This window comes from Catenulispora pinisilvae (genome assembly GCF_015356865.1).
Taxonomy (GTDB): domain Bacteria; phylum Actinomycetota; class Actinomycetes; order Streptomycetales; family Catenulisporaceae; genus Catenulispora; species Catenulispora pinisilvae.
In genome coordinates this window covers 1-26781 of record NZ_JAAFZA010000036.1, presented here as the reverse complement: position 1 = coordinate 26781, position 26781 = coordinate 1, and the positions used below count along the sequence as shown (strand labels likewise).

The window sequence follows — 26781 nt, the reverse complement described above, 5'->3', positions numbered from 1 at the left end:
GCCCGTGCAAGCTCGGCCATCGCAGGCTCCGTACGTCGACTCAGCCGCGCCCACTGTGCAGATCCCGACCATACCGCCGGCGCGAAGTGCCTGGGGCATGGGGACGAGTCCTTCACCGACGTTCCCGGCGCCGGTCGGTTCACCGATGCCGCCGCCGTCCCGGCCTCCGGCGAAGCAGCGGGGCTGGTATCACCGTCGCGAGATCCGGGCGGTGGCCGCGGTCATCACCGCGGCCAGTGTCGGGAGCATGGTGACGGCGTGGGCGCTGGGATCAGGAGGCTCAGAAAGCGCCTCGGCCGTCGGGCCCCAGAGCGACCAGGCGCCGTTCTACATGGCCGTCTCCGACTTGTCCACGCAGCCGATCGCCCACTACACCGGCAGAACGCGAGCTGATCACCTACATGGTGAAATACGAACGCAGCCACCCCGACACCGCGACCGCGGACGCCGTCGACGAATACGTGCGCTGCTACAGCCTGCCGGGCGGCATCCGCTCCATGTTGTCGATCTACCGCGCGATGCTGGTCGACGCCGAACAGAACCGCCAGGCAGCGCAGACGATGCTGGACATCCCGGTGCTGGCTCTCGGCGGCTCGGCGTTCATCGGCGTTCATCGGCGACAGGAACGAGGCCCAGATGCGGCTGCTAGCGCACGACGTCACCGGTCACGTCTTCAACGCCGGACGCGACCTCGCCGAGGAGGTGCCGGACGAGGTGGCCAACATGGTGCTGCCCTTCCTGGCCGGCAGGCTCTAGCCCTGACGGTGGAACTCGGCCGCGGGAACGTTGGCGGGGACACCTAGTTCGGCAGAATCGCGGTGATCGCGGTGGCACCGACGGCGTGGAGGGGCTCTGTAGTTGTAGAACCATCCACTCGCGTAGCCCGACGATCCCCGACGGAACTACGGGATCTCGCAGACCACCAGACACCGAACTTGCAGTCCAGCACGAAGAAACGGCACCCCGTTCGTGCCCAACATCTGCGCCTCCTGCTCGTCGGCGCGGACGTCAGCAGCGGAGGCCGTCGCATCCGCCAGGACCACGCGCACCTCGGTCTCGTCCAGGCCCGCGGTGGCTTGATTGTCGCGTAGCGGATTGGCAGCGGTTCCCTCGGCCACCTAGGACAGCATGCGCATAGCCTGCAGCGGGCACATCCGAGGTGTACTCGGTGCGTTCCCGGAAGTGCTGGGTGTCCTTGACCATGTTCAGCACGGTCATCCCCGTGGATCCGGCGGCTTCCAGCCAAGCGTCCGCCTCGAACACCGGCGCGGTGGGCCGCGGAGGGGTGCTCCGGGTCTAGCCGGACAGAGTCTGCGAGGCATGGTCGTCGAGCGCGTCGACGATCCAGTCCTCGAGGCTCCGGTTGGCCTTGTCGGCTGCCGCGCGCCAGCGAGCGACGCGTTCGGCGGGTGGGCTGAGTTTTGGCAGGGCCTCGGTTGCTTCCTTGAGGCCTCGGTTCTGGCGGGATGCTCGGACGTTCCTGCGGAGTTCGTTGCGGGACCAGCTGTGGCGCTCGGCCTCGTCGAGCCAGGTGTCCTGGTCCGCGGCGGGCAGGGAGGCCACTTCGGCGTGGTGCTGGAAGCTGAGGGTTCTGCGGCGGCGGCTCAGTTCGAACTTCCTGGCCGTCCATGCGTAGTTGCGGAGCGTCTGGTAGTCCAGTCCGGCGGCCTCGATCGCCTGTTGGTATCTGTCGCCGAAGCTTTTCTGCCCGTAGATGAGCCAGTCGCCCAGGCACCAGGCGGAGGTGTCGGCGATGCGGGCGATCTTGCGGCCCGCCTGCTCCCAGGCTGTGTATTCCAGGACCGGCGGAAGATCTAATCCCACGCCTGTCACCATGATCTGCTTCGGGGACTCCTGTTTCGTCCTGCCGCGTCCTGCCGAGGCTCCGGCGGGGCCGGCTTGGGATATCGGCTGACCTGGGTGGAAACTGACCAGCTGTTCGAACATGGTGTGCTCCATCAATAGCGTTGCCCAGGCATACGCATGCGATGCGCTTCCCTGGCAGGGGAAGCGTGGGAAGGCCCGAGTCGGCCCTCCCGCGCGCACGACTGCCCTCAGCGATCAATTGATCACCGCTTGTGACGTAAGCGTCGCAGCTTCCTGTTTCGTTCTCATCGGTCCGGAGGTGAAATCGAGGCAAACCTCTCCGCATCGCCATCGGCAGCACTACTCGGTGGTGCAGAACGGCTTTCGGGCCCGAGCGGGGGCGCGATGCCTGGCAACTCCGGCGCCGAGCGGGCCCACACCGCCAGCGCCGCGGCGACGCCACCGACGCCCAGCAGGGCCCAGCGCAGTCCGGCCACTGAGGCGACGGCGCCCACGGCTGCCGGTCCCACCACGAAGCCGGAGTAGCCCAGTGTCGTCACCACGGAGATCGCCGAAGCCCGCGCCTGGCGTCCCGCACCGGATCCGGCGGCCGACAGGATGGTCGGTGCGCACACCGAGGTTCCCAGGCCGGCGATCACCACGCCGACGAAGTTCAGTGCCGCGACCGGGGCGAGGGCGGCGAGCACTGTTCCGGCCGCGGCGACGGTGGCGCCGCCGACGAGGACGCCGCGTGGTGGTCGGCCGGCTAGGAACCGGTGGCCGAACAGCCGACCGGCTGCCGCGGCGGCTGCGAACATCGCCGGGCCCACGGCGGCCAGGACCGGGCCGCGGCCCAGTACGGTGCGCACAAGCACGGCCGACCAACTCTGCCACGCGTTCTCCACCAAGTACGCCAGCGCGCACAAGCCGCCGAGCACCATCAGGGATCTGCTCCACGAGGCCTTGGCCGCGGACTCGGCTGCCGGCCGGCCGGTGGGCAGTGGTGTCCGTCTCGCCAGCAGCCGCACCAGGAACGCGATGACGACGCCGAGGATGGCGATCACGGCGAACACGGCTGGCACGGAGGCGCCGAGACCCAGCAGTGCGCCCGCTCCCGATGCCGACAGGAATGCAGCACCGGAGAAGCATGCGTGCGCCGCATTCATGATCGAGCCAGTCCGCGCCTCCTCATGAACGGCCAACGCATTGATGGACACGTCCATGGCCCCCGACGCGGCGCCGGTGAGAAACAGCGCACCGGTCAGCGAAGCGGCGCAATGGGCCATGGCCGGCAGGAATCCCGCCGCCGCCATGGCGATCAGGCCGCACATGACCGCCCGATCACCGAACCGGTCCACCGCCAGGCCCATCGCACGCATGGAGCACAAGGCGCCGAATCCGACCATGAGGACCGCGAGCCCCAGGCCGCCGTCGTCCACCCTCGCCTGTTGCCGGACCTCGGGCAACGCGGCGCCCCAGGCACCCCAGAACGCGCCAAAGGACACGAAGGCGGCCAGTACTGCGGCCCTCCCCCCGCTCATCAGCAGCGGTCCCGGCCGGCCGTCATCTGTACTCATTCCAGAGCGCCAGTGGTGGGACGGCACGCCGCACGGACGTCGTCCGCTCGTAAGGCAGGCTGCCGTCGGGCAGATTGATGATCTCCATTTGCAGCCCGATGGGCGTTCTGAAGTAGACCCACCGATCACCGGCGATCGGCCCGGCGGCCACGGTTTCCGGCGCGCCCATCACCTCGACCCCCGGTTGCCGCGCCAGATACGCGGCTGCGGCGTCCACATCGTCGACATGGATGGCCAGGTGGTGTCCGCCGACATCGCTGTTCCGGACCGGCGCCATCGCCTCGCCCGCCCCAAAGTCTCCCGCGCCCAGAAGCGCGATGTTCGCGGTGGGTCCAGCTCGCAAGAACATCCGCTCAAGGACTTCGTCATCAACCAGCGTCGTCGTCTCGCGCGCGAGGAGCCGCGCGCCGAGCACGTCCCGGAAGAAGGATTCCGCGATGGTCAGGTCAGCCACCGTATATCCGACGTGATCGATGCCGACGAACCTCGTCCCGGCAGTGTTGGGCTTCGGAGCCGGCGGCCGGAACGCCCCCGGAAGACGTGTGGCGTGATCGGTGATCGCGAGGTGCATTCCCCATCGAGTCCTCAGCCAGACCGTCCTGTCCCCCTCCGCATCCCCATCCCCATCCGCCTCGGCCTCGGCCCGAGGGTTCCCGAAATTCGCGCGCTGGAACCGGGGATCCACGCACAGCTCGTCGAGGACGCGATCCCGGTCTCGGTCCGTGACCGCAATAGCGATGTAGTGCGCACCAGGTTGGCCGAGCGATGGAGGAGTCTGATTCTGGTCGACGGCTGAATACTCGAAGATCTCAAGGTTGCTGCCCGCGAACCTCATCATGGCGATCCGTGCGCTCGCCCGCGGATGCACCCCGAGCTTCCGCTCCATCCAGTCGTCCTCCGGGTGCTCGATGGGACCCTCGAGATAGCACAGACGGGCCCTGAACACCTCCGTGAACAGCGCCACCGCCTCGTCGAGATCGGGCACGGTGAACGCATAGTGGTCCACGGCCCGTGCGGTGGGGATCCCGGTGATATCAGTCATCATGCTCACAGCTCCTCCCACCGGTCCGTATACAGTTCGGGGGCTCTGTTCGGCAGCACGTCGGAGACAGCCGAGGGCAGGACTGTGAGGATCAACAGCTCCAGGCCCTCGCTTCCGGCCGTCACGGATACCTCATCGACCGCATTGAGCAATGCCAGCCGCCCGGCACTCAGCTGGACCTCACCGTCGTTCTCGCGCAGCGAACCGGAACCGGCGACGACATACAGCGCCTTCTCTTCGTATTCACGGCGCTTCTTGTCGATGCCGATCGAAGGCGCGAGCCGCAGGTGGTCGATGGAGACGCACTCGCTGTGCAGCATGCCGCGACGTGCCAGGCACTGCCATTGGGCCCGCACTACGCCGTTGGCGCCGACACGAATGGGGTCTGCGAGCCGCTGCACGATCACGCCGTCCCCCCTGCGGTGACCCGCATACGCGCGTGGAACAAGTCGAGCCCGTCGGCGTCGGCGTCGGCGTCAGCGTCGGCACCGATCCGCACCCGGGCGCCCAGCGGAAGGGTGACCGCAGTGCCCGGGGACAGCGGCATCCGGGTTCCGGCACTGTCCGCCCAGCCGGAACCGCTCAGCACGAACAGCGTCTCCTCGGCGCCGGGTACGCCGAACTCCTGAAATCCGCCGCCGCGGATGTGGATCGTCTCGATGACCGTTAGCGGTCCCGTGAACACGTCGCTGGGATCGATGCTGCGCGATGTGGACAGATCGTGGAGGGCGGTCATGGCGAGTCCTCGGCTTTCGGCGGAGTACGGACGTGGGGCCGAGCCGAGCCGCGCGCCCCGCAAGACCGCGGCCACGTCCGGGACCGGAACTTCGATGACCAGCCAGTCCAGGGAATCGGGCCCGAGATTGCGCAGGCCGTGGACGGCTCCGCGCCCGGTCAGCAGCAGCGATCCGGGACTCGCGTAGACGGCTTCGCCGTTGACCAGGAATTCCCCCTCGCCGGCCAGAACGTAGTACAGCTCTTCGGTGCGGGTGTGCCGATGCTCGCCGCTCAGACCACCCGGCGGAATGCTCGCCCACTCGATGGCCTCCCACTCGCCGTGCAGCTGGCCGCGGCCGGCGAGGTACTTCCAGTGCGTCAGCCCCGCGGCTCCGTGCACGCCAAGGACGTCCGCAGCCGACGACGTCCGCGCGTAGAGAGGCAGTGCCCTGTCTTCGACGTCATGCACGAGCCAGCTCCCGGCGCCGGGCCAGCTCCGCCAGATCCAGAACCGTGTCCGTCAGCTCCGGCAAGGTCACGTCGTCGACGAACGCCGCGTCGCCGATGCCCACCGGCAGAGGCAACCGCTGCCTGCCGTCACGATGGCGCACGGTGTCGTGCAGAGCCCCCATGAGGGTGTCGGGAGTGAGGACATCGTGCCAAATGGGCAGCCCCAGCGCCGTCATGACGCCGATCACCCGGTCCCGGTCCCGGGCCGAGATCAGGCCGCGGTGCTCGGCCAGCACCGTGGTCAGCGCCATGTCGACGCAGACGGCTTCGCCGTGCAGAAGCGAAGGCAGAGCCCTCATCTCGATGGTCGGGCTGAAGGTGTGGCCGTAGTCGACCAGGCGCTCCAGCTTCGCCTCCCAGAGGTTGGGCTGGAGTTCCTCCAGCATCCCGTGGATCGCCCGCTGGATCACCGCGGATCCCGCCGCGGAGGTCGCCGTTCCGGACAGCGTTTGGAAACGCGATTCGAGCAGAGCGGCACCGTCGGCCTCCAGAATGTCGAACAGCCCCCGGTCCTTGATGAGGGCGATCTTCAGGATCTCGGCCAGGCCGTTCGCCACGTGGCGGCGGCTCAAGGTGGCCAGGAACGAAGGGTCGAGCAGGGTGAGGTCCGCGGCGCTGTAGGTGCCGAGCCGGTTCTTCTGTTCGTTGAAGTTGATACCGGTCTTCACCCCGACACCCGCGTCGACCAGGCCGATGAGCGTGGTGGGCAGGCGAACCACCGGGGTGCCGCGCCGGTAGAGGTTGGCGGTCAGACCGACCACGTCGAGCAGGACGCCGCCGCCGATCGCGATGATCGGCTCGCGGCGGCGGTCGATGCCGAAGGCGTCGATGCCCCGGACCAGTTCGGCGACGGTGTCGAAGGTCTTGCGCGTCTCGCCGGCTTGGACGCTCTGGTAATGCGCGTCGATGCCGCGGGCGTCGAAATAGGCCCGGACGCGGTCTCCGTAGAACCGCTCGACGTTCGCGTCCACCGCGACGAAGCGGCGGCGGGACCTGCCTGCGGACGCAGCCTCGGCCAGGTCCGCGCATGCCGGGTCCAAGACGTTCTGGCAGATGCGGATCTCATAGCTGACGTGCTTGAACGCCCGGACGGTCCACGACGGCGCGTTCGCCGCGTCGAGCCGCAGATCGAGCCCGCCGGCGGCGGAGGGGTGGAGGTGGTTATCGTCGTGGATTGACATAGCGGGGTCCCCCAGGGTCTGAAGAGGTTTCACCGCGCGGTGAGCACGCGGCGCGGATGCGGAGCAGATCGCCCGGGAAGGCCGCCACGTAGTCAGCACTGGTCTGACTTCGGTGCAGGTGTCCCCAGGCAGCTGCCACCGCCACGGAGCCGGCCGCGTGGGCGGCGGCGCAATCGGTGGGTGAGTCTCCGGCGTAGATCAGCTCGGCGGGATCGGCGTCGAATCTGGACGCGATCTCCAGCAAGCCGTCTGGATGCGGTTTCGGACGGATCGGTCCTTCACCGGCCACGACGAGGTCGATGTACGGGGTCAGGCCCGCGGATCGCAGCAGGATCTCGGCGCTTCGTCGGCTCGCCCCGGTGAACACCGCCACCGGGCCGTGCTCCCGCAGCGCGCTGAGCGTGTCGATGATGCCGGGGTAGGGCGCCACGTGCCGGGTCTTGAGGTCTTCGTAGAAGCGGTCGAGGTCGTCGGAGGTGGGTCCGCGGCCGAGGAAGTGTTCCAGAATCGCTGGGGGCGGTCCCAGCGCGTAGGCCTTGACCACATCCTGCGCGGTGACCGGATCGGCTCCGGACTCGGCGAGGGTGCGGACGAATGCGTCCGGCACGACGTGGCTGCTGTCGAGCAGCGTGCCGTCCATATCCCATACGACATGTGTCATCTCGGCTCCGACCAAGTGCGCGCACGATGGCGGGTATCAGCTTGCTTACTCACTTCGAGCCTGCCGAGAGCACGGTGGCCAGCTGCGGCAACTCCGGGGACGAGCCGAGCTCCCGCGCCACCGCGGCGACACCGGCCTCAAGCGCGGTCCGCGGCTGATAGCCGAGTCCGCGCAATCGCGTGATGTCGGCGACCAACGAGTAGCTGTCCGTCAGATCCGTATCGTCGACTTCCACCTCGGCCCGGCGTCCGGTCACCTTCTCGATCACCCGGATCAGCTGTTCGAGCGAGGTGGCGGTGCCGCTGCCGAGGTTGTAGACCGATCCGGCCTCGCCGGCGCGGGCGACCGCGATGAGGCCCGCGACGACGTCGGCGACGTCGACGAAGTCACGGATCTTGGCGCTCGGATCGCCGACCACCTGGATCGGCACGTTGTTCAGATGCCATCGCAGGAACTGCCCGACCTCGGCGCCGGCGCGTTTCGGGTCCTCGCCCGGGCCGTACACGACGAAGGCCCGCCCGATGCTCGCGTCGATACCGTAGGTCTGCACGTAGGCCTGAAGCAGATGCTCGGCCGCGAGTTTGCTCGCCCCGTAGGGGTAGAACGGCAGGCAGAGGTCCGATTCGGTCGAGATCGAACCCCGCACCCGGCCGTACACCATCGCCGAGGAAAGATACACCAGACGCACCGCGGGGTTCGCACGCACCGCTTCGAGCACATTGAGGCCGACCCGGGCGTTGGACTCGAAGTCGAACACGGGGTCCTGGACGGAGACCGTGCCGCTCGGGTTGCCGGCCAGGTGGAAGACCGTGTCCACGCCCTCCAGCGCCGACTGGACGGAACCGGGAACGGACAAGTCGGCGCTCACCGCCTCGACTCCGGGCACCGGCTCGGCCGGCACGCGCAAGTCCAGACTGCGGACCACGACGCCCTCTGAGATAAGGGTCCTGACGAGATGGGATCCGACGAAGCCGGACCCTCCGGTGACCAGCGCCACGCGGATCGCGCGCCCGGCCGGCTCTGCTGCTCTCGGATGAGAACTCATGCTTCTCCCTGCTGTTCATCGAGTGCTTACGCGGTCATCCCGCCGTCGACGGCGATGCACTGCCCGGTTATGTCGGCTGCGCCCCGGCCGAGCAGGAACACGACCATCGCCGCGACGGATTCGGGGCGCTGAAAGGACCCCAGCGGGATGCGCTGCGCGGTGCGGCGCGCGATCTCCTCTGGATCGACGTCCGCGGCGGCGGCCTGGCGGCGGAAGTCTTCCTCGATCATGGGTGTCAGGACGATCCCCGGAGCCACGGCGTTGACCCGGACCACCGGCGCGAGCTCCACCGCGAGCGCCCGGACCAGACCTTCGAGCCCGGCTTTCGAGGCGGTGTAGGCGCTGATGAGGGCTTGACCGCGACGGGCCGCCTGGCTGGACAGGACCACCGCACGGCCGATGCCCGCCGCCCGCCACTGCGGCAGCAGGGCCGACACGGCCAGTCCGAACCCGCGGATGTTCACCTCGAGAACCGTGGTCCACGCCTGCGGGGTCAGCGACTCGATCGGGCCGACCTCGGCCACGGCGGGACAGTAGACGAGCGAGTCCACCCGTCCGAGCGCCGTCGTCGCCTCCGCCACCATCCGGACGATGTCCTCCGGCCGGCTGACGTCGCCGGACGACCAGCCGGCGGCGCTGGGCGGCTGGTCCCGCTGGTCCGGCGAGTCCGGCTGATCCCGCTGGACCGACTGATCCGACTGGATCGACTGGATCGACTGGATCGGCTGATCCGACTGAACCGGCTGAACCGGCTGAACCGGTCTCGGGCCGCGCGCGGTGGCGTGGCACAGGAAGCCGTCCGCCTCAGCCCGGCGCAGTATCGCGGTTCCGATACCGCTGCCCGCGCCGATCACCAGACAGGTCGACCGGTTCCGGTGTTCCGCACCGTGCTCGGAGCGCATCGCTCAACTCCCCTGTGCCGTTGTGACAAGACGCTCGACGAGCCGCGCCACGGAGTCGGTGTCCCAGTGCACGAATTCGAGGGAGATCTCGTCCCAGCCACCGGCCACAGTCGCCGCGAGGACGCGATCCGGTTCGATCCGCTCGGCGGCGTCGGCGGTAATCTTGAGATGGCCGACCAGCGGGCGCCCGCTCGCGGCACGCACGGTCGCCAGGCGGGCGGTGGCCCCGGCCAGCGCCGAGGACTCCGGACCGGCCACCGCGAGCCAGCCGTCCCCGAGTTCGACGACACGCCGCACCGCCCGGTCGGACATGCCCCCGACCAGGATGAGCGGTATCTGCGACGGGTGCGGCCTCGGGGCCAGCACGAGATCGGGCGGTATCCGATAGTGCACCGATTCCCGGACCGGCCGCCCGTATCGCCACAGATCTCTGAGCAGAACGATCTGTTCGTCCAGCCGGGCTCCGCGAGTGGCCGGATCCCAGCCCAGCACCGCCATTTCGCGCCGGGCCCAGCCGGCACCCACCCCGAGGACGAAGCGGCCCGCGCTCAGGTCGGCGAGCGTCGCGGTGGTCTTCGCGAGCTGAATCGGATGGCGTTGCGGCAGCACCAGGACCGAGGTGCCGATCGTGACGCCCGCGGTGGCGGCGGTGGCGGCGAGGAAGGCGCAGACGCTCAGCGCCTCGTACTGGGGATCGGTGGACTCCCAGTCCGGACGGCCGGAGGCCGTGTAGGGGTAGGAGTCGGAGTCGGCATGCTGCGAAAAGGCGGCCAGATGATCGTTGACCCAGAGCGAGGCGCAGCCCCGGTCCGCCATACGGCGCGCGACGTCGGACAGCTCGGTCCCGTCGAATCTGCGTGAATTGGTGGGCAGGGCCACCCCGATGCGAAGCGTCATGCGAACACCGATCCCGTCGCCTCAGACCCACAGGGGTTGGCGGGCCTCGATGGTCTGCCCGGTGACGAACCGCGATTCCTGCGACAGCAGGAAGCAAGCCGCGGCCACGTTGTCCTGGACCGGTGGCAGAGCCGGATAGGGCTCAGTCCGGCCGAGCACGGCGGCCCGCCGGTCGAGGTGTTCTCTGGCCAGCCGGGTGTCCGCCGAGATCCCCAGGATGTTGACCCGGATCCCTCGTGGCTCGACTTCCTGGGCCAGGCATCGCGCGAAGTGCTCGGCGGAGGCCTTCGCGGCGGCGTACGCCGCAAGGGTCGGCACGGGAACCCGCGCCGCCCGCGAGCCGACGAGCAGGATGGCGCCGCCGGCGTCCGCCATCCTCGGTACGGCATGCCGTACGACGCGGGCGAACCCGAAGACCGTCGCCTCGAAGACGCTGCTCAGCTCCCGCGGGTCGAGCTCCCAGGAGTTGCCGACCGCAGCGGCGTTGGAGACCGAGTACACCACGCCCGACGGCGGGCCGAATTCCTTCTCGGCCTGTTCGAAGAACACTTCCACGGACCGCTCGTCGGTGACGTCCACCTGCCGGTAGTCGAAGCCCGCCGCCGGCGGCTTCGGCGAACGCGCGGCGCCCATCACCGGGTGGCCGTGGCCGGTGAGTTCCTCGGCCAGGGCCAGGCCGAAGCCGGAGCTGGCGCCGAAGACACAGACCGGTCCGTGGCCGGGCGCGTCGATCTCCGTACCGTCCATCGGCTGATCAGCTCCCTTCAAGAAGGCGGTAGAGATCCGTGTGCTCTCGGATCTCCCGGTGTGAGGTCATCTCCCGGTCCACGAACTCATGGGCGTTGCGGCCCATCTGCGCGTACTGGGCGCTGTGAGCGACCACTTCGCCGACCGCGGCGGCGAAACCGTCCAGGTCGCGCGGATCGTCCAGCAACAGGCCGGTGACCCCGTGCTCGATCTGCGAGGGGATGCCCCCGACCCGGGCGGCCACGACTGGACGTGCCTTCCACATCGCCTCGGTGACGGTCAGCCCGAAGCCCTCTTCCAGGGACTTCTGCACCACCACGGTGGCCCGGCGTTGCAGGGCGTTGACCAGCAGAGCGTTCGTGCGTGTGTCGTCGAGCGCGGGACAGACCAGGTGTACGCGCCGGCGCACGGCGCTCACCAGCCGGTCGCGTCTTCGGACGACCTCGGCGTAGACACCAGCGGCCTCCGGATCGTCGGAGATGCTTTGCGGGGACGGCCCGCACAGGACCAGGTGCGCGCGGGAGGGCAGGTCGGACGACGCGAACATCTCCAGCACGCCTGCCATGTCCTTGAGCGGATCCCAGCGTGAAACCTGCACGATGACCGGATCGGTGCCCAGATCCGACTCGGACACCGTGACCACGCTGGAGTCCAGCGCGGGCGAGATCGGCCGGGTACCGAGTCCGGCGTCGGTGAGCGTCTTGGAGACCTCGTCGTCGGACAACGGTCGGTTTTTCAGCGTCCCGGGGTCGATGGACGGCCGAATGATCCGCACGGGGTGGTCGTGTTTTTCGAGGGCGAGGGCGAGGTCGTGGTCGTGGTCGAGGGCGGGCACCAGCGCCGGGCTGCTGAAGACCAGGACCAGGCCCTCGGACCAGAACTGTCTGAGGTAGTCCCAGGTCGCCGCGGTGACGGCGTTCTGGCCCGCCGTGCCGATGTGACACCGCCACGCGAGGCGGACACCGGCCTCGGCCAGCAACGGGGCCATCGGCAGGGTCTGCGGGTCGTGCAGGACCACCAGGTCCTTCGGATCGGCCGAGGTGAGGAATTCCTTCACGTTCGCGCGGGCGTAGCGACACCAGGCGTCGTGCTCGGCCGAGTCGGGCAGCTCACCCGCCGGCACTCCGTGCAGCCGGTGGTGGATGCGCTTGGTGACCTCGAACAAGGCGGGGTCCTCCGAGGTGACGAAGCGCCGCGTTCGGTACCGCGGGTCATCGGCCTGGCACAACGCGCCGATGATCTCGGCGACGCCGCCGCCACGGGCCGTGGAGTTCACATGCCAGACGACACCCATCAGAACCCTCCGGGAACCTGGGATCGGATTGCTGCTCAACGGACGCCGACGCGCTTCGTCAGGTCCGGAACGAGAAACGGGAAACGAGAAACGGGAAACGAAACACGACCCGCCGCGCAGCCGAGGAGCAGACCGGGAACGGCCGGAGCGGATCTGCGAAAAGTCTCGCAGTGCCCTGAGATGGAGTCAAACAATACGGCGGGCCGACGCCGGCCCGCCGGGGTGAGCGGACCCGCGAAAGCGCGCTACGCGACAGGTCGCCGGAGGCGTTCGAACAACCCCAGCGCCGCGACGGACGCGGCATCGCTGAGGCGGCCTTGCTGGACCAGCTCCCAGACCTCGTCGCGGGCGAACCAGCGGTGGATCAGGCCGGCTTCGCTGTCCTCCAGCTGCTGATCGCCCTCGGTCAGACCGGTGGCCAAGAAGACGTGAAACCCCTGGCTACAGAAGCCGGGCGAGTTGTGCAGATAGCCGATGAGCTCGATCTCCTTCGCGCGCAGACCAGTCTCCTCCCGCAGCTCCCCACGGGCCAGATCGTGCGGGTCGGCGGCCGGGTCCTGCTCCCAGGACCCCTGCGGAAACTCCCAGCGCCGCTCGCCGAGGGCGTAGCGGAACTGCTCGACGAGATGGAAACCGCCGTCGGCGAACGGCAGGATCAGCGCGAAATCGGGCTTGTCGACGACGCCGTACAGGCCAGGCGTGCCGTCAGGGCGGCGGACGCGGTCCTCGCGGACGGTCATCCACTTGTTCCGGTAGGCAACCTCAGAGGAGATGCACACGATCTCGGGCTCCTGGGGGCCTGCGGGCACGCTCATGGGTAGCAGGCTATCGGGCGCGGACCGCGCGGGAGCATCAGACTTCTGCTTTACCGTCCCGCCGGCGGGACAGGCCGGACGCGCCGAGTTGGGTGCCGCCGGGAGGGATCGTCCCGCGTCTGGAGCGGATGCTGCGCTGGGTGCGGGTTTGGCATCGAACCCCGCTGATCGACCGCTGGACCTACGTCTGGATGTGGACCACGGCGGCTGGGACGTCGATCCCGTGGGTGGTCCGGACACCAAGGGTGTCCACGAGCTGCGGCGTCCGGGCCCTTCGCCCGGCACGGTGCGCGATACGCGGCGACGGGCCAGGGACTACATGCGCTGACTCCGCGCTGACTCCCTGATGTCGAGACGCGGTCGCCAGCCAGCTGCGGGATCCCAGCTATGGAACGGGTTCGGTGGCCGGCTTCGGCTCGTTGATGTAGAAGCTCATGCCGTACGTGCCCGCCAGCATCGGCACAACCTGGACAGTGTCACCCTTGGCCCGCTGCGGGTCCAGTTCGAAGGAGCGGAAGACCACCTCGACGTCGTCCTTGTGGGCGAAGGCGTCTTCGCCCCACGCCTTGAAGCGGACGAAGTCGGAGGGGTCGTCGTCCACGTCGAATCCGGCTAGGCCAGCGTCCCGCAGTTTCCCGCGCTGCCAGGCTAGGAGCGTGTAGATCAGGCCGTTCTCCAGGGCCGGACCCTGGTCGGAATGGCGGGGCCACACGATCAGCGGCCACGTGGCCGGGTCGTCGCCCCCAGCCGGCCAGCGCAGGTTGTCGCCGTCGATGGAAGACTCGCCGCATGCGCCCGTCCTATCCACATCTCCACTGCGAGATCACCCGCTGGATCGATGACGAACCCCAGCCGGGCATCGTCGAGGCTGTCGTGGTCGACGCCACCGACCGGACATGGCGGTTCGTCGAGAAGGTCGCGATCGTGGACCAGACGGGAGACGCGGGGCCGACGACCTCATACCCCTGCCCCGGAGCGATCCGCTGTGAGATCGTCGACTCGCCGTCCGGACCAGGACCAGATGCGGTGCTGCTGGTGACGACCGCCCGTCCCGACGGTGTGGAGGCCGTGGACGGTCGCACCGACTTCCTGGTCAGAGCGAGTCAGGTCACGCAGGTGGCAGTCTGATGAAGGTCTATCTGCTCTGGCACGTCGGGCACCAGAACGAAGCCGGTGACGACGGCACAGCCCTGCACGTTGACGACCATGACGACGTTTATATCGACGAGCACGATGGCGACAACGTCAAGCTACTCGGCGTCTACTCCACCTTCGAGAAAGCACAGGAGCGCAGAACCCGAGCTCGGACCCTTCCCGGTTTCGCCACCGAGCCGGAGTGCTTCGTCATCGATGAGTACACGGTTGACCAGGACACGTGGGCCGAGGGTTTCAAACGCGCTCGCTTCGAGTGACATCACTTCTCAGCGAGAATTTCACCGATCCCGCGCTCCTGATCGACGCCCAAACTCATCGACACATGACGTCAGTTCTGACGTTCAAAGCCAGTGCTGCGGTCAACCTGAGCGCCGGCATGCACGCGTTCACGTTCACGGTGACGGGGGTCAGTGGCGATTGCCAACCGACTCGGACAGGTGGCCGCCACCGCCCACGCAGTCTTGGCCCGCTGCGACCTGAACCGGCTGGCGTTCATCAACTGGCACGATGGCGGGCCGAACCGCCGCTTTGAACCTCATTCCAGGCACCGTGTTGAAGGACCGACAGAGAGGGGATTAGCCATCGGCGAGACGCGCCCGGTCAGCGGCGACCGGTGGCCAGAATGACGAGGAACTGGCCGCCGCCTGCCTCGATGCCGGCGGTCACCGGCAGCCCCGGCACCAGCCGGGAGAACCGGTCCACCAGCCAATCCGCCGCCTCTTGGGCGTCCTGCCTGGTCGGGCAGCGGCCCACCACCTCGCGGCCCCCCTTGCGCTCCAGCCGCTCGGCAACGGCGATCAGCGGCGCGGGTTCGATCACATACAGGCGTTCCGGCCACGCAATCACCACATGGACCGCGCCTTTGCGGCTGTTACACCCGCGGTGCGCGAGCCGCTCAACGACCTTGGCCTTCCGGTCGGCGGTTCGGCTGTCAACGCTAGGGCCCCGCGGGTCGTTCACCGACATTTCGGGGTCGACCGGTTCGTCGCACACCCAGCACCGCCAGCCGTCACGCTCGGCCACGTCATCGAGGAGACTCACCCGAGCAGACTAGCCCGCACCGCCTCCGCCCCGCTCACATCACGGCCTCGGCAAAGTCTCAACACCACATATCCAAGGTCTTGGCGTCAAGCGGACCGCGAACCTGAGGGTGCGCGACTACGGGATCTCGCAGCCGTCGGGCCCGCAGACTGCGCCATCCGGCGCTTCGCCAACAACCTTCAGTACTGGTGACTGCGCGGCCCAGGCCTCTTGGAGTGCCTGGGTGAAGACCTCGGCCGGCTGACCACCAGAGACGCCGAACTTGCGGTCCAGCACGAAGAACGGGACGCCGTTTGCACCCAGCATCTGTGCCTCCTGCTCGTCGGCACGAACATCAGCAGCGAAGGCGGTCGCATCCGCCAGCACCGCGCGCACCTCGGTCTCGTCCAGGCCCGCCTTCACCGCCAACTCGACCAGGCGGTCGTCGTCGAAGACCGAGCGCTCCTCAGCGAAGTTCGCCGTGTACGCCAGGTCCAGCAGCTCGTTCTGCTTCCCGCGCGTCTTCGCGAAGTGCAGCACCCGGTGAATGTCGAAGGTGTTGCCGTGGTCCCGGCCCTCGGCCAGGTAGCCCAGGCCGGCGTCGGCAGCGTTCGCCGCCACCCGCGACTCGGCCTGCTTGGCCTGGTCCAAGCTCATGCCGTACTTGCTGGCCAGCATCGGCAGGACCTGGACGGTGTCGCCCTTGGCTCGCTGCGGGTCCAGTTCGAAGGAGCGGAAGACCACCTCGACGTCGTCCTTGTGGGCGAAGGCCTGTAGGCCCTGCTCGAAACGCGCCTTGCCGATGTAGCACCAGGGGCAGGCGACGTCACTCCAGATCTCGACGCGCACGGTGGTTCACTCCCTTATTAGTAGGTCGCTCACGTATAGATGTGTGGGCCCGGAGGGGGTTGGGGCCCACACATCTCGTTCAACGGTGAACTACCTCGGGGAATTCCGGGTGGGGACGTGACCCCGGTCTCCGTCCGTCACACGTGTTCCACCCGGGCCACCGGCTCGGCGCCGGCGAGTTCGGCGCGGCTGCTGACGCCGAAGCGGCGGAAGAGGCGGGTCAGGTTGCCTTCGACGGCCTTCACCGACACCTGGAGTGCGGCGGCGATCTGGCGGTTGGTGGCGCCGGAGCGGACCAGTTCGACGATCTGGCGCTCGGTGGCGCTCAGCGGTTCGGCCGGGGTGTCCAGGCGGGCCAGGCGGCCTTGGACGAAGCGGAGCCAGGGGCTGCAACCGGCTGCGGCGTAGGCCGTCGCCGCCGATTCCCAGGCGGTGCGGGCCGCGGCGCGGCGGCGGGCCCGGCGTTCCAGTTCGCCCAGTGTGACCTCGGCGCGGGCTATCTCCAGCGGATAGGCGTGCTCGGCCGGGATCGCGGCCCGGAGCCGGTCGGCGGCCTCGCGGGCGTCGGCGGCCAGGCCGTGGCGCAGCAGGCGGGCCCGGGTCAGGCCGAGCTTCACCACGTCGCGCTCCAGGCGCCGGACGGCTTCCTGCGCCTCGTCGAGTATCCGGTCGGCGGCGGAGAACGAGCCGCAGCGCGCCAGGGTCTCGGCGAGGTCGGCGTCGACCAGGAACGTCGCCGGGTCGACCATGCCGACGTTGCGCATCAGGGTCCTGCCACGGGCCAGGTGGTGCGCGGCCTGGGAGGAGCGGTCCAGCAGTAGTTCGGCGCGTCCCAGGAAAGCGTGTGCGTAGCCGGTGAACTCCGAATCGCCGGACGCGGTCCCGGCCTCGATGGCCCGCTGCGCCACCTCCACCGCGGCCTCGGCGCTGCCGCCGGACAGTTCAGCCGCGGCGGTCAGGATCAGCGCCTGCACGCTCGAAGAGCCGGTCTCGGCGCGCAGCCGGCTGCCGAGCAGCGCCGCCTCGTGCGCCTGACGGCACAGCCCGGCGCGCTCGTTGACCGAGGCGACCAGGTGCAGCACGTCACCGAGGTCGCGCAGTCGCCCGGCCCGCTCGACGTCGGCCCGCAGCCGGGAGGCGGTCGCCAAGGCGTCGGCGACGTCGCCCCGGCGCAGGAACCAGATGATCAGGGACTTGCGGACCGCGATGGACGGCAGCGTCAGATCGCCGCCGAGCCCCAGCGCCTCGGCCTCCTCCAGCGACTCGATGGCCCGCTCCGGATCGGTCTGGATCTCGGTCGGCACGCGCATCGCGATCGACTCGGCCCGCAGATTGCGGTCGCCGGTGGACAGTGCGTACTCCTCGGCCCGTGCCAGGGCCCCGATCGCCGCTTCGACGGAACCGGAGCGGAAGGCGTGGTCCGCACGCTGAAGGCTGACCCGTGCCTGCAAGTCCGGACGTCCCGCGGCGTCGGCCTCGGCCGCCTCGAGAAGCGCGGACTGCACGGATATGTCGTCGTCGAGTTCGACCAGCAACAGTCGCGCGCCGACGCGGCAGGCCGGATCGGGTCCGGCCGCGACCCGCTCGGCGGCGTCGCGGGCTTGGCGCGGCAGGCCGGCGTCGAAGGCGGCGCGGGCGGCTTCCAGGAGGCGACGGGACGCCACGTCGGTGTCCGCCAACATCGCGCCGACATTCGCCAGGCCCGCGCCGGGCTTCGCATTCGTCGCGGCGGCGTCTTCATGAGCGTCAGGAGCGGTTGTCGCCGACAGGGTGTCGGTACCGTTGACCACTTCGCTACCGGCCGCGGACGTCCCGTTCTGCGCAGAATGCGTATTTGGCGCCGCCGCGCCGCCGCTGGCAGGCGTCCCGCTTTGCACCCCCGCGCCGCCGCTGGCAGGCGTCCGCTCAGCGGCCATCCGGAACAACTCCGCAGCAGTCCCCGGCGCTCCGCGATGCACCGCGATCCGTGCCGCCTCTTCCAGTTCCGCCGCCAGGTCTTCGGTCGAGTCGGCCGTCGCCAGCGCGTGGTGCCGAGCCCGCTCCAGCGGGTCGTCGTGCGCCAGCGCGAGCTTCGCGTGGCATTCGCGGCGGGCCTCTATATCAGCGTCCGCATACACGATCTCGCGCAGCAGCGGGTGCGCGAAGCGCGGCTCCAGGTCCCGTCCGGAGACGATGATGCCCGAGGCCAGCGCCTGTGACAGTCCCCACTCGTGCCCGGCCAGCAGTTCCCGCGGCGGGCGGGCGGCCGTCGAGATCAGCAGGAGCGCGTCGCGGGCGGCCTGCGGCAACGCGTGCAGGCGGTCGGCGAGCAGGCCGCGCAGGCGTTCCGGGACCAGCAGCGCGTCGCCGGGTTGCACCACCGTTCCCGATCGCAGTGCGGCACGGCCCAACTCCAGTGCGTAAAAGGGGTTACCGCCCGCGGCGTCGCGGATCCGTTGCGACAGCTTGTCGGTGGGACGCAGGCCGAGGCGGGTCCGCAGCAGTTCGGAGACCACCGGGCCGGGCAGGTTGCCCAGGGCGATCTCGACCGCGTCCTCCGGCAGGAGTCCCCACCAGGTGGGCTCCTGTCCTTCGGACAACCGCTCGGCGGCGAGCACGCGGACGCGGCTGCCCTGGCGGCGGCGCACGGCGAAGGCCAGGACCTCGGCGGTGGCCGAGTCCAGGCAGTTCACGTCGTCGAGGATCAGCAGGACCGGCCGTTCCAAGGACAGCGCGCGTAGTGCTTCGACCACGGCGACCCGGATCGCGAGTTGGTCGGTGGCCGCGCCGTCGGGGACCGAGCGCATCAGCACGCCGTCGAAGGCCGAGCGCAGGTGGTAGGGGACCACCTCGGGCCGGGCGGCGACAGCGTCGGAGAACAGGTCGTAAAGCCCGAGGTAGGGGAGCCAGGACTCGGCGGCGGCCGACGCGCTGCGCAGCACCAGTTGCCCGGCGGCCGCGCACGCCGAGCCGATCGCGTCCAGCAGCGCCGATTTGCCGATCCCGGCCGGACCGCTCACCAGCACGCCGCCGCCGGCGGCCAGTGCCGCCATGCACTTCTCGAGCGTCTGCTGCCGGCCGAGTATCGCTGGTGCGTCCTTCACGCAAGGAAGTGTCCTCCCGTGCGCGTCCTGTTGGCGAGTCCGAAGTACCGGCTCGTGTACAGAGCGTCTCTGAGGTACGTCGAAATACCTTATGCCCGATTCATCCCTCTGAATTCCGAGCTAAATCAATTACTGGAGATAGAACGCGCAGCTACCTAGCGCGTTGTTACCTTTTCGTGACCGTCTCAGCGTGCTTTTGCCCAGTCCGGGCCGCTACGGTCGCAGACCAGGCACGCCGGTCCGAGACCCGGAAGACGGGACACCGGCGGCCTACGCCGAATCCCAAAAGCGCGCAAAGCGCCGGACGGGAACCGGGGACCCACGTCCCAATGGGGTGAATCCGCTTCCGAAGTGGTAGGGCAGCCTCTTTCGCCCGAACCCGTCAGCTAACCCGGTAGGCGGTCAAAGAGGAAGACAACTACGCACATGCGCACACCTTTGGTGCTCAGCCGCCGTTCCCGCGGCCTGACCCTGACCGCCGCCGCCCTCGGCGCGGTCGCCGTCCCGACCCTGGCCTCCGCGGCCCCCGCGTTCGCCGCCGTGCCGCACGCCGCTCCGGCGGCCGTCCCGGCCCTGGCGCCGGCTCCGGCCTCGGCTGTGGCCGCCGCGCTCGCCGCCGCCGCTCCGGCGCACGCCGCCGCTCCGGTCGCCGCGGTGGCGCCGGTCGCCGCGGTGGCCCCGAAGTCCGCCGCGGCCCCCAAGGCCGACGCCGCCCCGCAGTCCGCGACCTACACGGTCCGCGCCGGCGACACCCTGTCCGGCATAGCCCAGGCCAAGCTCGGCGACGGCAGCAAGTACCCGGAGATCTTCAAGCTCAACACCGGCAAGGCCCAGGCCGGCGGGCAGAAGCTCCAGGACCCGAACCTGATCCTGATCGGCTGGGTGCTGAACCTGCCGAACGCCGACGGTTCCGCGGCCCCGGCCTCGACCTCGACCTCGACCTCGAACCAGCCGGTCACGGAGTCCGCCCCGGTGCAGAACTCCCAGTCGACGCAGTCGAACCAGTCGACGCAGTCGTCCAGCAAGAGCTCGCAGAGCAGCCAGGGCACCCAGACGCAGACCCAGAGCTACCAGAGCTCTTCGGCGTCGACCGGCTCCTACGCCAACAACCTGGACGGCTGGATCAAGGAAGCCATCTCGATCCTGAACTCCAACGGGTACTACGTCTCGTACAACGCGATCTACCAGACCGTGATGCACGAGTCGGCCGGTAACCCGAGCGCCACCAACGGCTGGGACTCCAACGCCGCCGCCGGCCACCCGTCGATCGGTCTGATGCAGACCATCTCGCCGACGTTCAACGCCTACGCGCTGTCCGGCCACACCGACATCTACAACCCGGTGGACAACATCATCGCCGGCGTCCGGTACGCGGCGGCCACCTACGGCTCGCTGGACTCGGTCGTGGCGGCCCGCTGTGGCGGCTCCTGCTGGTACGGGTACTGATCCCGACGATCGCGACGATCGCGACGCGGTCAGATCCCGGGTGAGACCCGGAAGCCCCCGGGCGCGGACGCGCTCGGGGGCTTCGGCCGTGCTTCGGCTCTGCTTCGGCTCTGCTTCGGCTCTGCTTCGGCTCTGCTTCGGCCGTGCTTCAGCCTCATGGCATCGGGCTGGAGCCGTCGGGCTCACACCCGCTGAAGCTCAGTAGCCCTCGCCGGTCCAGCCATACCGCTTGTGCAGGTGGCCGATGACATTGTCGAAGTCGCCGCGGTCCAGCGCGTGGCCCTCGCGCCGTATGCCCTCGGGGTGCACCCGCACCACGCGGTCGATCACCGCCCAGGACTCGCGCGCGTCCCGGTCCCAGTCGCCGGTGCCGATGCTGACCCAGTTCTCGGCGTCCGAGTGCCACTTGCTGGTCAGCTTGACCGCCAGGAAGTTGCCGGTCGCCTTGCCCCGGGCCACCAGCAGCACCGGGCGGTCCTTGCCGCGCCCGTCGTGCTCCTCGTAGGGGACCCAGGTCCAGACGATCTCACCGGGATCCGGGTGGTGGTCCTCCTCGGGGTCCCACTCGGTGTGCACCGCGCCGATCTTGTGCGGGTCCATCTCGACGGTGTCGAAGGGCGGGAACCGGCCGGGCGAGTTCCCCCACTGGTCGTGCTCATGCTCTGCCATGGCGCCGAACTATGCCAAAGGAGTGAGCCGGGCCGCCAACCGCCATTGAGCCGCGCGCTGCGCCTAACGAGTGAACGCCACGCGGTAGCGCTCCCACACCCGGCCGAACGCACCTCAGGGCCCGGACAATCCCAGTGTGACAACGCACTCTCTGGCGACCATGCTGCTGGTGGCCGTCATCGCGGTCCTGTCCCCGCCGCTGGCCGACCTGGCCGGACGCAAGGCGCCGGTGCCGCTGGTGGTGTTCGAGATCGTGCTCGGCATCCTGGTCGGCCCGGATGTGCTGGGCTGGGCCCACGACGACGACTACGTGCACGCGTTGTCCCAGTTCGGCCTGGCGATGCTGTTCTTCATGGCCGGCTACGAGATCGACTTCGGCCGGCTGCGCGGCGCCCCGCTGAACCGTGCGCTGCTGGGCTGGGCGATGTCGGTGGTGCTCGGCGTCAGCCTGGGCCTGCTGCTGGCGCCGTCGGCGAAGAGCGGCGTGATCGTCGGCATCGCGCTGAGCACCACCGCGCTGGGCACGATCCTGCCGGTGCTGCGGGACGCCGGCGAGGTCGGAACGCCACTGGGCAACGTGGTGATGGCGGTCGGCGCGGTCGGGGAGTTCGCGCCGATCATCGCCATGACCCTGTTCCTGGACGGCCGCAAGCCCGGCGAGGCGATGGTCTATCTGACGGCGTTCGCGCTGATCGCCGCGGCCGGGGTGGTGCTCGCGGTGCGCGGCGAGCACGCGGCCGTGCACCGGCTGGCCGACATCACCATGGAGACCTCCGGGCAGTTCGCCGTCCGGCTGGTCATCGCGCTGCTGATGGCGATGATCGGCGCGACCGTGGCGCTGGGGGTGGACATGCTGCTCGGCGCGTTCGCCGCCGGCGTCATCATGCGCATCCTGTTCCACAGCGGGGACTCGGAGCGCGCCGAGCGGATCACCGGGAAGCTGGAGGCGATCGGCTTCGGTTTCCTGATCCCGGTGTTCTTCATCGAGACCGGGATCGGCTACGACCTCAAGGCCCTGACCTCGAACTGGGCCACCCTCGGGCTGGTGCCGCTGTTCTTGGGGCTGTTCCTGGTGACGCGCGGCGTGCCGAGCTTCCTGACCGCGCCGGAGGGCACCAGCACGCGCGGCCGGCGGGCCATCGCGCTGTATGCGGCCACCGGGCTGCCGCTGATCGTGGCCATCACGGCGATCGGGGTGGAGCGCGGGACGTTGAAGTCGTCGACGGCGGCCGCGATGGTCGGCGCGGGGATGCTCTCGGTGCTCATCTATCCGTTCCTGGCGCTGAAGGTGAGCGGGAGCACGCGGGCTCCGCAGGGGCGGGAGGAGGCCGCTGAGAGTTGGTGACGACTTCGGTGGATGCACCTTGGATCCACCCGTGGTCGGAGATCATCCCGTCGCGAACCCGACCACAGTCCGATGCGCAGCCCACCCCGGGCGCGCCAGGATAGTCACGCCAGGAAAGTTACGATGATCCGGTCCTGGAGACGTGAGCCCGCAGTCCGCCCCGCAAAGCAGATCCGCCCCGAGGAGGTGCGCATGCCGAAGGTAGTGCTGGCCGGGTTGCGCGCCGACGCGGTGCGCCTGGCGCTGACCTGCTTGTCGATCGTGCTCGGCATCGCCTTCGTGACCGGGACGTTCCTGCTCTCGGGGTCCATCAACCAGGCGTTCAACTACGGGTACGCGCGGGCCGCGCAGAACGTGGACGTCGCCGTGCAGCAGACCGGCTCGGCCGTCTACCCGAACGCCACCGCGCCGCCGACGCCTCCGTCGCTGCTCACGCCGTCGGTCGTGGACCAGATCCAGGCGCACGTCGGCTCGGACGCGGTGGTCAGCGGGCAGGTCAAGGGGCCGGCCCCGGTGCTGGACGCCAACGGGCAGCCGATGCGCACCGACGGCCTGACCGGCAACGCCCTGGCGTTCCCCGCCGATCCGGCGCTGTATCCGGGGTCCATCGTGGCCGGGACCGGGCCGACCGGGCCCGGGGACGCGGTCATCGACAAGGACACCGCCGCCGAGCACAAGCTGAGGGTCGGCCAGACGATCCGGGTCGTCGGGCACGACTCGGCGATCCACACCTTCCGGCTGGCCGGCATCGCCGAGTACGGCGTGGACAACCGTGCCAACGGCTGGACCCTGGTCGGGCTGGAACCGCAGGTGGTGCTGAGCCTCACCGGCAAGACCAGCTATGACGAGATCGACCTGCACGCCAAGGGCGGCGCCTCGCAGGCGCACCTGGCGTCCGAGGCGGCGTCGGCGCTCGGCGGCCGGCCGCAGTTCACCGTCCTGACCGGGACCCAGTACACCAAGGCGGTGCTGGAGCAGCGCGCCTCGATCGCCGGGAACGTCCCGCAGATCCTGGAGGTCTTCGGGGCGGTCGCGCTGCTGGTCGCCGGGTTCGTCATCTACAACACGTTCACCATCCTGGTGGCGCAGCGGATCCGGCAGGTGGCACTTCTGCGCTGCATCGGCGCCGGCAAGGGGCAGGTGTTCGCCGCGACGGTGGCCGAGGCCGCGCTCGTCGGGCTGGTCGGCTCCGCGCTCGGCGTGCTGGCCGGGATCGGCGTGGCGCAGGCCCTGCACGCGGTGGTCGCGGCGGTGAGCTCGACCCAGCTGCCGCCGGGCGGGATCGTGGTGTCCGGCGGGGTGATCGCGCTGGGCATGGCGGTCGGGTTCGCGGTCACCATCGTCTCGGCGGTGCTGCCGGCCCGGGCCGCGACGAACGTGCCGCCGGTCGAGGCGCTGCGCACGCAGCAGGAGGTGAAGACCACCAAGGGCCGGATCGGCCGCACCCGGGTGCTGGTCGCGGTGGCGCTCGGCGTGGTCGGCGTCGTGCTGGCCGCCCTCGGCACCGGACAGCACGACCTGCTCGGCGGGGTGAAACTGATCGGTGGCGGCGGCGCACTGGTCTTCGCCGCGCTGATCGTGGCCGGACCGCTGATCGTCGGGCCGATGATCTGGGCCCTGGGCTGGCTCCCGGGCCGGCTGTTCGGCACCCCGACCAAGCTGGCCGGCTCCAACGCCCGCCGCAACCCCGGCCGGGTCGCGGCCACCACCGCGGCGCTGACCATCGGCGTGACGCTGATGGCACTGTTCACAGTGACGCAGAACTCGGTGACGGTGACGCAGTCGCAGTGGATCGACTCGCACAACCCGTACGACTACTCCGTGGACCCGCCGAGCACCGGACAGACAGTCCCGTTCCAAGTCACCGACCAGCTGCGGGCCAAACCACAGCTGGCGCACGTCGCGGCGGTGGACGGCACGAAGGCGACGCTGAACGGCACGTCGGTCGACGTCGGAGCGGTCGAGGCGTCGGCCTACGGCACCCTGTTCAAACCGGTGGTGAAGTCCGGCTCACTGGCCGCCTTCGGCCCCGGCACAGTCGCCCTGTCCAACGAGATGGCCGACTCGCAGCACGTGAAACTCGGCGACACAATCACCGTGCAGACCCAGCAATCGGGCCCGGTAACCGCCCGGGTGACCCTGATCTACCAGGTCTTCACCGGCCACGGCATCGACTGGTACGACGTACTGATGCCCCGTCCACAGTTCCTGTCGACGTTCAAGCCACTCGGCGACACCCAGGTCCGCATCCTGGCCGCACCGGGTGTCCCCACGGTCGACTCGCGAGCCGCCGTCGACTCTGTGGTGTCGCAGTACCCGTTCCTACACACCGGGAGCCTGGCCGAGAAGAAGGACTCACTGACCGGCAGCGCGGACGCGACCCTACAACTGTTCACCGCGATGCTCGGCCTGGCGGTGGTGATCGCGGTACTGGGCATCGCCAACACCCTGTCGCTGTCGGTCGTGGAACGCACCCGCGAGTCAGCCCTCCTGCGCGCGCTGGGACTATCGCGCGGCCAGCTGCGGCGCATGTTGTCGGTAGAGGCGGTACTGATGTCGGCGGTCGGGGCGCTGATGGGAGTGGCGCTCGGCGTCGGGATCGCGGCCGCGTTGGAGGCGCTGATCGGCCGAGTCGAGGGCGGGGCGGTGCTGTCGGTGCCGGTGTTGACGCTGGTGGGATACGTACTGCTGGCGGCGGTGGCGGGATTGGTGGCATCGGTGCTGCCGGGACGGCGGGCGGCTTCGGTGTCGATCGTCGCGGCGATCGCGGATTCGTGAGCGCGCGCGGTGGCGCGGCGGTTTGGCGCGGGTGAGCGAGCAGGCGGCGCGCGGTGGCCCGCAGGCAGAGGCACAGGTGGGTGGTGCGGGCAGGTGCGCGAATCAGCATGTCGGCGGGCAGATGCGCGGTGCGGCGCCAGACAAGCGAGCGGTGGGCCCGGCGGGCAGGTGCGTACGAGCGACGCGGCGACACAGCACGCAAAAGCGCGAGCCACGCAGGTGCGCCATGTGGCAGCGACAAGCGGCGGCAGCCCAGCCCTGGGGCGAATCGGCGGCCCGCGGTGGGCCAGCAGGCAAAGGCACGATTGGGCGGGCTGGCAGGCAGGTGCGCGCGGGCAGTGCACGGCGAGACAGCAGGCAAGTACGCGAGCCAGCAACACGCGGTACCGCGGCAGGCAGGTGCGCCATGCCGCAGCGACAAGCGGGGGCGGCGTGCCGAAACACGGGTTCGAGCGGCGGGCCAGCACGCGGGGCGCGGCGGCCGACGGGCAAAGGCACAAGTGGGCGGTGCGGGCACGTGCGCGAATCAGCGGCGTGTCGGCGGGCAGATGCGCGGTACGACGGCAGACAAGCGAGCGCTGGGCCGGCAGGCTAGCGCGCGAGCAGCATATGGCGAGAGGCAGGCAGGTGCGCGGGCCAGCAGCACGCGGTACGGCAGCGGGTGGGTGCGCGATGCGGCAGCGACACGCGGGGCGGCGTGACAGCACGCGGGTGCGCGAGCAGGCGGGGCGCGGCGGCCGACCGGCAAAGGCACAAGTGGGCAGTGTGCGGCGGCAGACAAGCGAGCGCTGGCCGGCAGGTGCACGAGCCAGCAGCACATGGCAAGAGGCAGGCAGGTGCACGAGCCAGCAGCACATGGCGAGAGGCAGGCAGGTGCGCGGGCCAGCAGCACGCGGTACGGCAGCGGATGGGTGCGCGATGCGGCAGCGACACGCGGGGCGGCGCGCTGACATGCGGGTGCGAGCGGCGGTCCGACACGCAGTTGCGGGAGCTGGCGGCGTGCGGCTCGGCGGGCGCATCCGTGGGCGCGGTGTGGTGGGCACATCTGTGGGCGCGGTGTGGCGGGCACATCCGCGGGCGCGGTGTGGCGGTCTGGGAAGTGGGATGTCTGTGGAGATGACTGATGCGTGCTGAGCCCATCTCGCCGGAGCGGCTGGCGGCTCGTATCGCCGGGCTGCTGGCGCCGGGTGGTTCGGATCCGTGGCGGCGGTTGGCTGTGGATGGGGCGCCGGGGTCGGGGAC

At 69.7% G+C, this 26781-nt stretch carries 23 protein-coding genes, 3 pseudogenes and 1 riboswitch; of the genes and pseudogenes, 7 read left to right on the top strand and 19 right to left on the bottom strand.

Annotated elements, in window-relative coordinates:
- Window positions 1–380: 380 nt before the first annotated feature.
- Window positions 381–756, top strand: a pseudogene (locus IZR01_RS54195) (alpha/beta fold hydrolase); the annotation flags it as partial.
- A 169-nt stretch (window positions 757–925) separates the two neighbouring features.
- Here IZR01_RS54195 and IZR01_RS12715 read toward each other — a convergent pair.
- The 14 genes and pseudogenes from IZR01_RS12715 to IZR01_RS12650 all read right to left on the bottom strand — a co-directional run.
- Window positions 926–1070, bottom strand: a pseudogene (locus IZR01_RS12715) (DsbA family oxidoreductase); the annotation flags it as partial.
- 226 nt (window positions 1071–1296) lie between these two features.
- A complete protein-coding gene (locus IZR01_RS12710) occupies window positions 1297–1824 on the bottom strand; it encodes an LmbU family transcriptional regulator (protein WP_323746990.1) in 528 nt (175 codons plus the stop codon).
- A gap of 287 nt (window positions 1825–2111) precedes the next feature.
- Window positions 2112–3347 (bottom strand): MFS transporter, encoded by a 1236-nt coding sequence (locus IZR01_RS12705; protein WP_194923918.1) that lies wholly within the window; start codon window positions 3345–3347, stop codon window positions 2112–2114.
- 22 nt (window positions 3348–3369) lie between these two features.
- A complete protein-coding gene (locus tag IZR01_RS50435) occupies window positions 3370–4428 on the bottom strand; it encodes a VOC family protein (protein ID WP_228559309.1) in 1059 nt (352 codons plus the stop codon).
- A 2-nt stretch (window positions 4429–4430) separates the two neighbouring features.
- Window positions 4431–4832: an AraC family ligand binding domain-containing protein gene (locus IZR01_RS12695; protein WP_194923917.1), complete on the bottom strand. Its 402-nt coding sequence runs from the start codon at window positions 4830–4832 to the stop codon at window positions 4431–4433.
- Complete coding sequence (locus tag IZR01_RS12690; protein WP_194923916.1) at window positions 4829–5611, bottom strand: cupin domain-containing protein; 783 nt, start codon at window positions 5609–5611, stop codon at window positions 4829–4831. The genes IZR01_RS12695 and IZR01_RS12690 overlap by 4 nt, the downstream gene beginning before the upstream one ends.
- The gene (locus tag IZR01_RS12685; protein WP_194892315.1) at window positions 5604–6833 is read right to left on the bottom strand and encodes a sedoheptulose 7-phosphate cyclase; all 1230 of its coding nucleotides are present in this window, start codon (window positions 6831–6833) and stop codon (window positions 5604–5606) included. The genes IZR01_RS12690 and IZR01_RS12685 overlap by 8 nt, the downstream gene beginning before the upstream one ends.
- Window positions 6814–7494 carry an HAD family hydrolase gene (locus IZR01_RS12680; protein WP_194923915.1) on the bottom strand — a complete coding sequence of 227 codons (681 nt, stop codon included), beginning with the start codon at window positions 7492–7494 and terminating at the stop codon, window positions 6814–6816. The genes IZR01_RS12685 and IZR01_RS12680 overlap by 20 nt, the downstream gene beginning before the upstream one ends.
- A gap of 49 nt (window positions 7495–7543) precedes the next feature.
- Entirely contained in the window at window positions 7544–8539 is a 996-nt protein-coding gene (locus IZR01_RS12675) for an NAD-dependent epimerase/dehydratase family protein (protein ID WP_194892313.1), read from the bottom strand.
- Between the two features lie 26 nt (window positions 8540–8565).
- A complete protein-coding gene (locus IZR01_RS12670) occupies window positions 8566–9441 on the bottom strand; it encodes an SDR family NAD(P)-dependent oxidoreductase (RefSeq protein WP_228559307.1) in 876 nt (291 codons plus the stop codon).
- A gap of 3 nt (window positions 9442–9444) precedes the next feature.
- Complete coding sequence (locus tag IZR01_RS12665) at window positions 9445–10338, bottom strand: TIGR03619 family F420-dependent LLM class oxidoreductase (RefSeq protein WP_194923914.1); 894 nt, start codon at window positions 10336–10338, stop codon at window positions 9445–9447.
- A gap of 21 nt (window positions 10339–10359) precedes the next feature.
- Window positions 10360–11085: an SDR family oxidoreductase gene (locus IZR01_RS12660; protein WP_194923913.1), complete on the bottom strand. Its 726-nt coding sequence runs from the start codon at window positions 11083–11085 to the stop codon at window positions 10360–10362.
- A 7-nt stretch (window positions 11086–11092) separates the two neighbouring features.
- Entirely contained in the window at window positions 11093–12379 is a 1287-nt protein-coding gene (locus IZR01_RS12655; protein ID WP_194923912.1) for a glycosyltransferase, read from the bottom strand.
- Between the two features lie 245 nt (window positions 12380–12624).
- The gene (locus IZR01_RS12650) at window positions 12625–13194 is read right to left on the bottom strand and encodes an NUDIX domain-containing protein (protein ID WP_228554017.1); all 570 of its coding nucleotides are present in this window, start codon (window positions 13192–13194) and stop codon (window positions 12625–12627) included.
- A gap of 148 nt (window positions 13195–13342) precedes the next feature.
- Here IZR01_RS12650 and IZR01_RS50430 point away from each other — a divergent pair, with 148 nt between their 5' ends.
- Window positions 13343–13522 carry a hypothetical protein gene (locus IZR01_RS50430; protein WP_228559305.1) on the top strand — a complete coding sequence of 60 codons (180 nt, stop codon included), beginning with the start codon at window positions 13343–13345 and terminating at the stop codon, window positions 13520–13522.
- Window positions 13523–13630: 108 nt separating this feature from the next.
- Here IZR01_RS50430 and IZR01_RS54190 read toward each other — a convergent pair.
- Window positions 13631–13753, bottom strand: a pseudogene (locus tag IZR01_RS54190) (DsbA family oxidoreductase); the annotation flags it as partial.
- Between the two features lie 230 nt (window positions 13754–13983).
- Between IZR01_RS54190 and IZR01_RS12640 the strand changes: the two are divergent.
- Window positions 13984–14322, top strand: coding sequence for a hypothetical protein (locus IZR01_RS12640; RefSeq protein ID WP_194892309.1), 339 nt, complete (start codon window positions 13984–13986; stop codon window positions 14320–14322).
- Window positions 14322–14606 (top strand): DUF7336 domain-containing protein, encoded by a 285-nt coding sequence (locus tag IZR01_RS12635; RefSeq protein WP_194892308.1) that lies wholly within the window; start codon window positions 14322–14324, stop codon window positions 14604–14606. Before IZR01_RS12640 ends, IZR01_RS12635 begins: the two co-directional genes overlap by 1 nt.
- 343 nt (window positions 14607–14949) lie before the next feature.
- Here the strand turns inward: IZR01_RS12635 and IZR01_RS12630 are convergent, their stop codons facing one another.
- From IZR01_RS12630 to IZR01_RS53190, 3 genes are all read right to left on the bottom strand, one after another.
- A complete protein-coding gene (locus tag IZR01_RS12630) occupies window positions 14950–15390 on the bottom strand; it encodes a hypothetical protein (RefSeq protein ID WP_194892307.1) in 441 nt (146 codons plus the stop codon).
- Between the two features lie 117 nt (window positions 15391–15507).
- Window positions 15508–16218 (bottom strand): DsbA family oxidoreductase, encoded by a 711-nt coding sequence (locus tag IZR01_RS12625; protein WP_194892306.1) that lies wholly within the window; start codon window positions 16216–16218, stop codon window positions 15508–15510.
- Window positions 16219–16355: 137 nt separating this feature from the next.
- Window positions 16356–19301 carry a helix-turn-helix transcriptional regulator gene (locus IZR01_RS53190; RefSeq protein WP_194892305.1) on the bottom strand — a complete coding sequence of 982 codons (2946 nt, stop codon included), beginning with the start codon at window positions 19299–19301 and terminating at the stop codon, window positions 16356–16358.
- A 263-nt stretch (window positions 19302–19564) separates the two neighbouring features.
- Window positions 19565–19716, top strand: a riboswitch (cyclic di-AMP (ydaO/yuaA leader).
- An 11-nt stretch (window positions 19717–19727) separates the two neighbouring features.
- Between IZR01_RS53190 and IZR01_RS12615 the strand changes: the two genes are divergently transcribed.
- Window positions 19728–20747 carry a transglycosylase SLT domain-containing protein gene (locus tag IZR01_RS12615; RefSeq protein WP_194923911.1) on the top strand — a complete coding sequence of 340 codons (1020 nt, stop codon included), beginning with the start codon at window positions 19728–19730 and terminating at the stop codon, window positions 20745–20747.
- A 198-nt stretch (window positions 20748–20945) separates the two neighbouring features.
- On the opposite strand, the gene IZR01_RS12610 is transcribed toward IZR01_RS12615, so the two are convergent.
- On the bottom strand, window positions 20946–21416 hold the full coding sequence (locus IZR01_RS12610) for a type II toxin-antitoxin system PemK/MazF family toxin (RefSeq protein WP_194892303.1): 471 nt from the start codon (window positions 21414–21416) through the stop codon (window positions 20946–20948).
- Window positions 21417–21552: 136 nt separating this feature from the next.
- On the opposite strand from IZR01_RS12610, the gene IZR01_RS12605 reads away from it, so the two are divergent.
- Together IZR01_RS12605 and IZR01_RS12600 are read left to right on the top strand one after the other, a co-directional pair.
- Window positions 21553–22761 (top strand): cation:proton antiporter, encoded by a 1209-nt coding sequence (locus IZR01_RS12605; RefSeq protein ID WP_194923910.1) that lies wholly within the window; start codon window positions 21553–21555, stop codon window positions 22759–22761.
- Between the two features lie 192 nt (window positions 22762–22953).
- Complete coding sequence (locus IZR01_RS12600; protein ID WP_194923909.1) at window positions 22954–25539, top strand: ABC transporter permease; 2586 nt, start codon at window positions 22954–22956, stop codon at window positions 25537–25539.
- Window positions 25540–26781: the final 1242 nt, after the last annotated feature.

Excerpts from the sequence above, each read along its gene's own strand:
- IZR01_RS12705 (WP_194923918.1), bottom strand. The coding sequence starts at position 3,347 with ATGAGCGGGGGGAGGGCCGCAGTACTGGCCGCCTTCGTGTCCTTTGGC.
- IZR01_RS50435 (WP_228559309.1), bottom strand. The coding sequence starts at position 4,428 with ATGATGACTGATATCACCGGGATCCCCACCGCACGGGCCGTGGACCAC.
- IZR01_RS12685 (WP_194892315.1), bottom strand. The coding sequence starts at position 6,833 with ATGTCAATCCACGACGATAACCACCTCCACCCCTCCGCCGCCGGCGGG.
- IZR01_RS12680 (WP_194923915.1), bottom strand. The coding sequence starts at position 7,494 with ATGACACATGTCGTATGGGATATGGACGGCACGCTGCTCGACAGCAGC.
- IZR01_RS12675 (WP_194892313.1), bottom strand. The coding sequence starts at position 8,539 with ATGAGTTCTCATCCGAGAGCAGCAGAGCCGGCCGGGCGCGCGATCCGC.
- IZR01_RS12670 (WP_228559307.1), bottom strand. The coding sequence starts at position 9,441 with ATGCGCTCCGAGCACGGTGCGGAACACCGGAACCGGTCGACCTGTCTG.
- IZR01_RS12665 (WP_194923914.1), bottom strand. The coding sequence starts at position 10,338 with ATGACGCTTCGCATCGGGGTGGCCCTGCCCACCAATTCACGCAGATTC.
- IZR01_RS12660 (WP_194923913.1), bottom strand. The coding sequence starts at position 11,085 with ATGGACGGTACGGAGATCGACGCGCCCGGCCACGGACCGGTCTGTGTC.
- IZR01_RS12655 (WP_194923912.1), bottom strand. The coding sequence starts at position 12,379 with ATGGGTGTCGTCTGGCATGTGAACTCCACGGCCCGTGGCGGCGGCGTC.
- IZR01_RS12650 (WP_228554017.1), bottom strand. The coding sequence starts at position 13,194 with ATGAGCGTGCCCGCAGGCCCCCAGGAGCCCGAGATCGTGTGCATCTCC.
- IZR01_RS12640 (WP_194892309.1), top strand. The coding sequence starts at position 13,984 with ATGCGCCCGTCCTATCCACATCTCCACTGCGAGATCACCCGCTGGATC.
- IZR01_RS12635 (WP_194892308.1), top strand. The coding sequence starts at position 14,322 with ATGAAGGTCTATCTGCTCTGGCACGTCGGGCACCAGAACGAAGCCGGT.
- IZR01_RS12615 (WP_194923911.1), top strand. The coding sequence starts at position 19,728 with ATGCGCACACCTTTGGTGCTCAGCCGCCGTTCCCGCGGCCTGACCCTG.
- IZR01_RS12610 (WP_194892303.1), bottom strand. The coding sequence starts at position 21,416 with ATGGCAGAGCATGAGCACGACCAGTGGGGGAACTCGCCCGGCCGGTTC.
- IZR01_RS12600 (WP_194923909.1), top strand. The coding sequence starts at position 22,954 with ATGCCGAAGGTAGTGCTGGCCGGGTTGCGCGCCGACGCGGTGCGCCTG.